A 7,789-nucleotide genomic window follows, 5' to 3' on the forward strand; every position below is an offset into this window, starting at 1 on the left:
CTCCTTTCTTTAAAGGTTACCGTCCACAGTTCTACTTCCGTACAACGGATATTACTGGTGCTGTTGAGCTTCCTGAAGGTGTTGAAATGGTAATGCCTGGTGATAACCTTAAGTTCGTTGTTGAACTTATTGGTCCAATCGCTATGGATGAAGGTCTACGTTTCGCAATCCGCGAAGGTGGCCGTACTGTAGGTGCTGGTGTTGTTTCTAAAATCATCGAGTAATAATTACTCTTTAATTTAAAGAACTTCAAAAAAGAGAGCTTAGGCTCTCTTTTTTTATGCCTTTAGAAAAAAAGCTAGAAGGCGGTAACGCTATAACGCTAGAGGACGGGAAGACCAAAAGGCGGAAAGCTGTAAGGCTAGAAGCTGTTGGCTGTCGGTCTTCAGCTGTCGAGCTACGAGCCGTTGGCTTTCAGCTGTTAGCCTTCAAGCATTCTGGCTGTTAGTTTATTTTAGCCATAAAAAAACGCCAGTTAAGGCGTTTAAAATAGGGTGCTGTCGGCTGTTAGCTGTTAGCTGTTAGCCTTCAGGCTTTGAGCATTCTAGCCATCAAGCTTTGTTAAATCCCACTGCCTTGCTCTTCGGTATCATCTTCATGTAGGCCGCACTCACGTTTCAAACCAAAGAATCTTGTATCCTCTTCGCTCATGCCCACTTGCAGGGGTTGAGACGTTTGCACATCCCCTACGGAAACATAACCTTGCTCCCAGAGAGGATGATACTCAAGATCATTCTCCTGAAGGTAATAAAAAACCTGCTTATTGGTCCAGTCGATAATAGGCAAAAACTTAAAACAACCATTTTGAATACTTAAAACGGGCAATTTTCCACGGCTGGAGGCTTGTGAGCGTCGCAGTCCTGAAAACCATGTTTTAGCATTAAGATCCTTAAGCGCACGTTTCATCGGTTCAACTTTGTTAATTACGTTGTATTTTGTTAACCCGTCTAATCCCTGTTCCCATAATTTGCCATAGCGCGCTTCCTGCCAGGCATTGCTCTGCTCGGCACGGTAGATCTTCAGGTTAAGATTTAATTTTTCGGTTAACCCGTCAATAAAGCGATAGGTCTCCGGAAAAAGATATCCCGTATCCGTTAAAATAATCGGCGTATTCGCTTTTATTCGAGTAATTAAATGCAGGCAGACTGCAGCTTGAATACCAAAACTTGACGATAAAACAAATTCACTTTCAAGGTGTTCAATCGCCCATTCAACGCGTTCACTAGCGGTTTTATCTTCAAGCAGAGCATTCACTTCTTTTAATGCCTCCGTTTGCTGCGCTTTTTCTAAGCTAAGCAGTTCTGTTAGATCCAATTTGTTAGTCATGAAAATCCCTAGACGCGATAATTACTTCTGCCACTATGCCTGCACGGATTGAGAAATCGCCAAAACACTCATCCTGTTGGCGCTCAACTGCCCAGCGGCCGATGAGTTCGTCGAGTATGGTAATAATAGTCGCTTCATCGATGTTTTCTTTGTACATCTTAGGCAGTCTTGTGCCATTGTTATTACCACCGAGATAAAGGTTATAACGACCGGGGGCTTTACCAACCAAGCCGATTTCAGCCAGCATTGAACGGGCACAACCATTAGGGCAACCCGTTACGCGTAAGATAATATGATCTTTGGCAATACCGTGTTTAGTTAACAACGCTTCAACGTCATCGGTTAAGCCCGGCAGGTAGCGCTCAGCTTCTGCCATGGCCAACGGACAGGTTGGCAATGCCACACAGGCCATTGAGTATTTACGCTGATCCGTGGTGCCATCGTCAATCAAACCGCATTCTCGTGCTAATGCTTCAATGGTGTCTTTTTGTGCTTCCGGTACGCTGGCAATAATAAGGTTCTGGTTAGCCGTCATGCGGAACGTACCCTGGTGCACTTTGGCTATTTTAACTAAGCCTGATTTCAGCGGTTTACCCACAAAATCAAGAATTCGGCCATTTTCAATAAAGACGGTTAAATGCCATTTATTATCAATCCCTTTCACCCAGCCGATGCGATCGCCACGCTCTGTAAATTCGTAATGGCGTGATGCCGCAAATTTAATACCGGAGCGTGATTCCACTTCAGCTTTAAATTTTTCAACACCATGGGTTTCTAAGGTGTATTTAACACGGGCGTGAGCACGGCTGACACGATTACCAAGGTCGCGTTGCGTAGTGACAACAGCTTCCGCCACTTCAAACACTTTATCGGCCGTAATAAAGCCAAAATCATCGCCTAAACGCGGAAAGGTGGTTTTATCTCCATGGGTCATCCCCAAACCTGCACCAACTACCACGTTGTAACCGGTAATGATCTTATCTTCAATAATGGCGATAAAGTTAAGATCATTGCCGTGAATATCAACGTCATTGTAGGGCGGTAATGCAACTGCGATTTTAAATTTACGCGGCAACATGGTTTTGCCGTAAATCGGCTCTTGTTCGGTTTCGTGAACTTTTTCGCCATCTAACCAGATTTCAGCGTAAGCGTTACTTTTGGGCAGAAAATGTTCACTTAGTTTTTTAGACAGTTCATAAACCTGAGTATGCAATTCTGACTGTTCCGGGTTTGATGTACAGATGGTATTACGGTTGACATCACCCGCTGTGAAAATAGAATCAATGTTTGCTTTAAACTTAAGCTCTTGAAATACCGACTTAAGATTGCGTTTAAAAATACCGTGGTACTGGAATGTCTGTCTTGTGGTAATGCGGATACTGCCCGCATCGGTTAACTCACCGGCAATCCTGTCAATCTCTAACCACTGCTCCGGCGTGACTACGCCGCCCGGTAAACGTGCTCGTAATAAGAAGGAGTATAAAGGCTCCAATTTCTGTTGTTTACGCTCAGCGCGATAGTCGCGATGATCCTGTTGATATAGACCGTGAAATTTAACCAACTGCACGTCATCAGGTATAAAAGCACCGCTAGTAGTATCCTGCAGTCCTTCGACTAATTTACCGCGCAGAAAGTTACTTTCAATTTTAATACGTTCGTTATCGTGTAATTTCTGGCTCATTAGTAGACATCCCTTTGGTAGCGTTTTGTTTGACGTAATTCAGTTAAATATTGCTCTGCATCTTCAAGGCTTTTATTACCTTGAGTTATGATAATTTCAATCAATGTTTGTTGGACATCTTTGGCCATGCGGTTGGCATCACCACAGACATAAAAATGTGCGCCTTCCTGTAACCATTGATAAACTTCCTGAGCATTTTCTTTGAGGCGATCCTGAACGTAAATTTTCTCAGCTTGATCGCGAGAGAAAGCTAAATCCAGATTTGTTAATAAACCCGATTTTAAGAAACTCTGCCATTCTGTTTGGTACAAGAAATCTTCATTAAATGTTTGCTCGCCGAAGAACAACCAGTTTTTACCGGTTGCATCGCTAGCCTCTCGTTCCTGCAAAAATGCGCGGAAAGGCGCAATGCCGGTGCCTGGTCCAACCATAATAACCGGGGTTTCTGGATTAGTAGGTAAACGGAAGTTGTGATTATCTTCGATAAACACTTTTACCTGCGCGCCTTCTTGCAAACGATGAGCCAGGAATCCTGACGCGCCACCGTGGCGAACTTCACCTTTGTCATTTTCAAAGGCGACAGTACCGACGGTAAGGTGAACTTCCTGCTCCACTTCGGTCTGACTTGAAGCGATTGAATATAAACGCGGACTGAGGCGGCGAAGTAATGCCACAAAGTTTTGTGCGTTGACGGCTTTATTTCCCCTTGCATTAACCACGTCAATAATTTGATGGCTATTAGCAAACTCGCGTAACGCATTTTTATCTTCAGTCAGGGTTAATAGTTTTTTGTTTTTAGTTAATGTTGCATAACCTTCTACAAAAGCGGGATGTGTGCCGGTTAACTCAAAATGTTCAGTTAAGGCTTGTTTTAGGGAAACGTTTTTATCGTCAATGCTGACTTGCTGTTCGCCATCAAGTTTAAGTTTGGCAATCAGAGCGTCAACCAACAGCGGATCATTTTCAAACCAAACGCCCAGTGCATCACCCACTTGATAATGCAGATTCGAGCCTTCTAAATCAATTTCAATATGGCGAACATCTTTTGCAGAGCGTGCGCCGGTAATTTTTTGGCTGCTTAATAAACTTGCTGTAAAAGGGCTCAGCTTGTCGTATTTATTGCTACTCAGGGAGGCGCTGATGGCGGCTGTAGAGGTTGCGATAACACCGCCTTTTTCAAGTGTTTGTTGAACGTTATTTAATACCCGTTCAAACCACTCTGGAAGCACTTGCTGGTAATCAACATCGGCATCTAAGCGCTCGACAATAGCGGTTGCACCAAGGGTTGTTAAACGCTGATCAAAATCTTTTCCGGTTTGACAGAAAAATTCGTAACTGGAATCTCCCAGGGCCAATACTGCAAACTTTAAATTGTCTAATTTTGGCGCTTTTTTAGTCGCTAAAAACTTATGTAAATCAATGGCATCATCGGGTGCTTCACCCTCGCCATTGGTGCTGACCACAACAACAAGATGGCTTTCATCTTTAATATTCTTAACTTTGTAATCTGCCATAGAAACGACAGTATGAGTGATTCCTTTAGCGCTTGCCTGCTCCGCCAGCTGTTCTGCCACGCCCTTACTATTACCCGTTTGTGAGCCGAATAAGATGGTCAGGTGCTGGCCGGAGCTGACAGCCGTTTCAACCGTTTCAATGGCTGTAGGAGTCTGGCTTATGCCTGCCAGATAGCCGCTTATCCAGGCTGTCTGAACCGGGGTTAAATCAGTCGTCGCCTGCTGCAGATGTGACAGCTGCAACTCAGATAAAGGAGAAGTTAAGGCCGAGATGTTGTTAAAAGCCATTTTGATGTTTCCACTATTCTATTAAGATAGATGCATACTAAAGACTGATATAGAAAGGGTAAAAGATTAAAATAGGATTTTTTATAACTAAATAGAATTTAAAGATGGGTTTATTCTCGGAAGAGCTTCGGAGTTTTATTTGCATATCCTTCTTTATCAGTGGCTTATAGAATAATAAGGGCCTGTCAATTATATTACATGGCCCTTTTTTAATCGAAGATTATTGTTTTTAACTTTAAAAGTGTAATTCTAAGCCGACGAAGAGACCTTTATTTTCTATTTCTAAGTCGTTGAACTCTGCATCTTGATAACGGTAACCGGCGCGTACCGCGAGATTTAAAATTGAATCAGGATTGAAAGTATAAGCGAGTCCTAGCTCGGCGTCCGTTGCTGTATCACTTGATAGCGAGCCGCTGATCAATTCTGCAAATACATGAACTCCGGTGCCGGGGATCTGTAATTTAGCAGCGGCATAAGCCTGACCTAAATTTTCACTCATATTATCAATATCACTTTCCAGGCGGGTATAGGCAAGCCCTAAATCAAAATCGAACAAACTATTATCAAACAACTGATAATACAAAATCGCATTGGCTGCCGACCCTTTAATGGTTGTTGAGCTTGTACTCGTTTCAGTGCTTAGATCCGAATATTTAAGTTTTGCATTGGGTAACATCGGAATGAAATGTTCGATGGCAAGGTAACCGGATAAATTATTGGTGTCTTTAAGCCCTTGATCCACACCCGAATAAGACTGGCTGTTGTCCGTGGTGCGGTAATCAATACCTGTGTATACATCAAAATCTAGCATGGCCATGCTTGGCATGGAGACTGCGCTGGCAATGATAGCGGTACAGATCTGTTTTTTCATTTTATTCCCTTATTATTCTTGTTGTTATTATTGTTTTTTAGTATTAAGCATATTATTTGTGTATCTTAATTTTTTTAACTGGTGCATCAACAGTTAGCTGTTGGCCGTTATCAAAAGATAAAGAGAGAGTGACAGATTGTCCCTCTTTCAAAGGCTGTTTCAGATTCAGAAACATCACATGATAACCTCCAGGCTGCAATGCAACGGAGCTTTCAGCCTTAATGATGATTTCTTTAACCTGACGCATTTTCATTAAACCATTATCCATTACATGGTTATGTAACTCAACACGACTCGCGATATCACTGCCGGCTGCAATCAGTTTAATGTCTTTTTTAGCGGTGTTTTTGATCACCATAAATGCGGCGCTGTTTTTACTGTTAGGCGGTGTCGCTCTAACATAAAGATCTTCAACGGTTAACGGGTTGGCAAATGATTGCGCGCTGAGCAGTAACAATCCGACTGCAACTAATAGTGAAATGAAGGTTTTCATTAATGCTCCTTATTGGAGGCGAAAAAATAATAATAGATGCCGACAGCTAATATTATCCAAAAGGCAAACTTAAAAATGAAGGATAACGTACTCAATACAATAAAACTTAAGATCATAATCACAAAAATGACGGTTAAGCTTATGACTGATAGTCCAAACATAAACAGAACAAAGGCTGAGAGTAATAATGCGCCTAACTCGAACATAACTGTACCTTATTCATTTAAAAAAAATGCAAAGCCATATTACTGAGCTTTGCATTGATGGTTATACCAAAAAAATTAAAATTGTGATTTGAATTGGGTATTTTACAATGTAATCACTTAAATATTTTTTTTGGTATTATCTGGCAATTTAGTCAGGTATTAACCGCGTAATGCTTTTTCTCCACGTGCAATACCACAGACTCCTGAACGGACAACTTCTACAATTTCACTTGTATTAGTAATCGTATCAATAAACGCATTTAACTTAACGCCTGCCCCTGTTAATTGAATGGTGTAAAGATGCTGAGTGATGTCTACTATTTGACCTCGGTAAATATCACAGGTACGTTTTACCTCTTCACGATCTTCATTGTTAGAAGTACGTACTTTGATTAATAGTAATTCACGTTCAACATGTGCACCTTCTGTTAATTCAGAAACACGTAACACGTCAACTAACTTGTGTAATTGCTTCATCATTTGCTCAAGTGTCGCTTCGCAATCAACTTCAGTTGTGATCGTCATTCTTGATAATGTTAAATCGTTAGTTGGTGAAACGGTTAATGACTCGATGTTATATGCGCGTTGTGCAAATAAGCCAACAACACGGGCAAGCGAACCGGGTTCATTTTCTAATAATACTGAAATAATACTACGCATCGGTTCTCTCCGTTTTACTCAGGTACATGTCTTGCATACTGCCGAGCTTAACTTGCATTGGGTAAACATGTTCTTCAGGGTCTATAGCTACATCAATAAATACCACGCGATCTTTTAATTCAAATGCACGTTCTAATGCTGGCTCAAGCTCTTCAATCTTATCTACTTTGATACCAATATGGTTATATGCTTCAGATAATTTAACGAAATCCGGCACGCTATCCATATAAGAGTGAGATTGGCGACCGCCATAGAACATTTTTTGCCACTGTTTTACCATGCCTAATGAACGGTTATTTAATAGCAAGATAACAACAGGAATCTTGTATTGCATACAGGTTGATAACTCTTGAATATTCATTTGAATAGAGCCATCACCCGTTACACATACAACCGGGCGATCTGGGAATGCTATCTTACAACCCATTGCAGCTGGTAAACCAAAGCCCATCGTGCCGGCTCCACCAGAGTTGATCCATTGGCGAGGTTCTTTAAATGGGTAATATTGTGCGGCAACCATTTGATGCTGACCAACGTCAGAAGTAACGATAGCATCACCTTTAGTTACTTTATATAAACATTCAATTACCTGTTGCGGTTTGATATGTGTTGCTGATGTTTTATAAGCAAGGCAGTCTTTAGCACGCCATTCATTAATTTGATCCCACCAAGCATTAATACTTTCACTGTCATTCGTTGCTTTAGTTTCTTCAAGTAGGTCTAACATCTGCTGAAGTACAACTTCAATCG

General features: G+C 41.6%; 7 protein-coding genes and 1 pseudogene. 1 reads left to right on the top strand and 7 read right to left on the bottom strand.

Translation table 11 applies throughout. The features are described from left to right. Window positions 1-224: pseudogene (gene tuf / locus ACJAZP_RS19390) on the top strand (elongation factor Tu); the annotation flags it as partial. A gap of 337 nt (window positions 225-561) precedes the next feature. Here the strand turns inward: tuf and ACJAZP_RS19395 are convergent. The 7 genes from ACJAZP_RS19395 to ACJAZP_RS19425 all read right to left on the bottom strand — a co-directional run. Beyond that, the gene (locus tag ACJAZP_RS19395) at window positions 562-1,326 is read right to left on the bottom strand and encodes a phosphoadenylyl-sulfate reductase (RefSeq protein ID WP_415232389.1); all 765 of its coding nucleotides are present in this window, start codon (window positions 1,324-1,326) and stop codon (window positions 562-564) included. After that, the gene (gene cysI / locus ACJAZP_RS19400; protein WP_415232390.1) at window positions 1,319-3,007 is read right to left on the bottom strand and encodes an assimilatory sulfite reductase (NADPH) hemoprotein subunit; all 1,689 of its coding nucleotides are present in this window, start codon (window positions 3,005-3,007) and stop codon (window positions 1,319-1,321) included. The genes ACJAZP_RS19395 and cysI overlap by 8 nt, the downstream gene beginning before the upstream one ends. Beyond that, on the bottom strand, window positions 3,007-4,809 hold the full coding sequence (locus tag ACJAZP_RS19405) for an assimilatory sulfite reductase (NADPH) flavoprotein subunit (RefSeq protein WP_415232391.1): 1,803 nt from the start codon (window positions 4,807-4,809) through the stop codon (window positions 3,007-3,009). Before ACJAZP_RS19405 ends, cysI begins: the two co-directional genes overlap by 1 nt. A gap of 235 nt (window positions 4,810-5,044) precedes the next feature. Then, complete coding sequence (locus ACJAZP_RS19410; protein WP_415232392.1) at window positions 5,045-5,680, bottom strand: TIGR04219 family outer membrane beta-barrel protein; 636 nt, start codon at window positions 5,678-5,680, stop codon at window positions 5,045-5,047. Window positions 5,681-5,732: 52 nt separating this feature from the next. Next, complete coding sequence (locus ACJAZP_RS19415) at window positions 5,733-6,173, bottom strand: copper chaperone PCu(A)C (protein ID WP_415232393.1); 441 nt, start codon at window positions 6,171-6,173, stop codon at window positions 5,733-5,735. A gap of 365 nt (window positions 6,174-6,538) precedes the next feature. Further along, on the bottom strand, window positions 6,539-7,039 hold the full coding sequence (ilvN, locus tag ACJAZP_RS19420) for an acetolactate synthase small subunit (protein ID WP_415232394.1): 501 nt from the start codon (window positions 7,037-7,039) through the stop codon (window positions 6,539-6,541). Next, the coding region (locus tag ACJAZP_RS19425) for a thiamine pyrophosphate-dependent enzyme (protein ID WP_415232395.1) at window positions 7,032-7,789 on the bottom strand (758 nt) is incomplete at its 5' end. The genes ACJAZP_RS19425 and ilvN, both read right to left, overlap by 8 nt.

The sequence above is a fragment of the Psychromonas sp. genome (genome assembly GCF_047632955.1).
Taxonomy (GTDB): Bacteria; Pseudomonadota; Gammaproteobacteria; order Enterobacterales; family Psychromonadaceae; genus Psychromonas.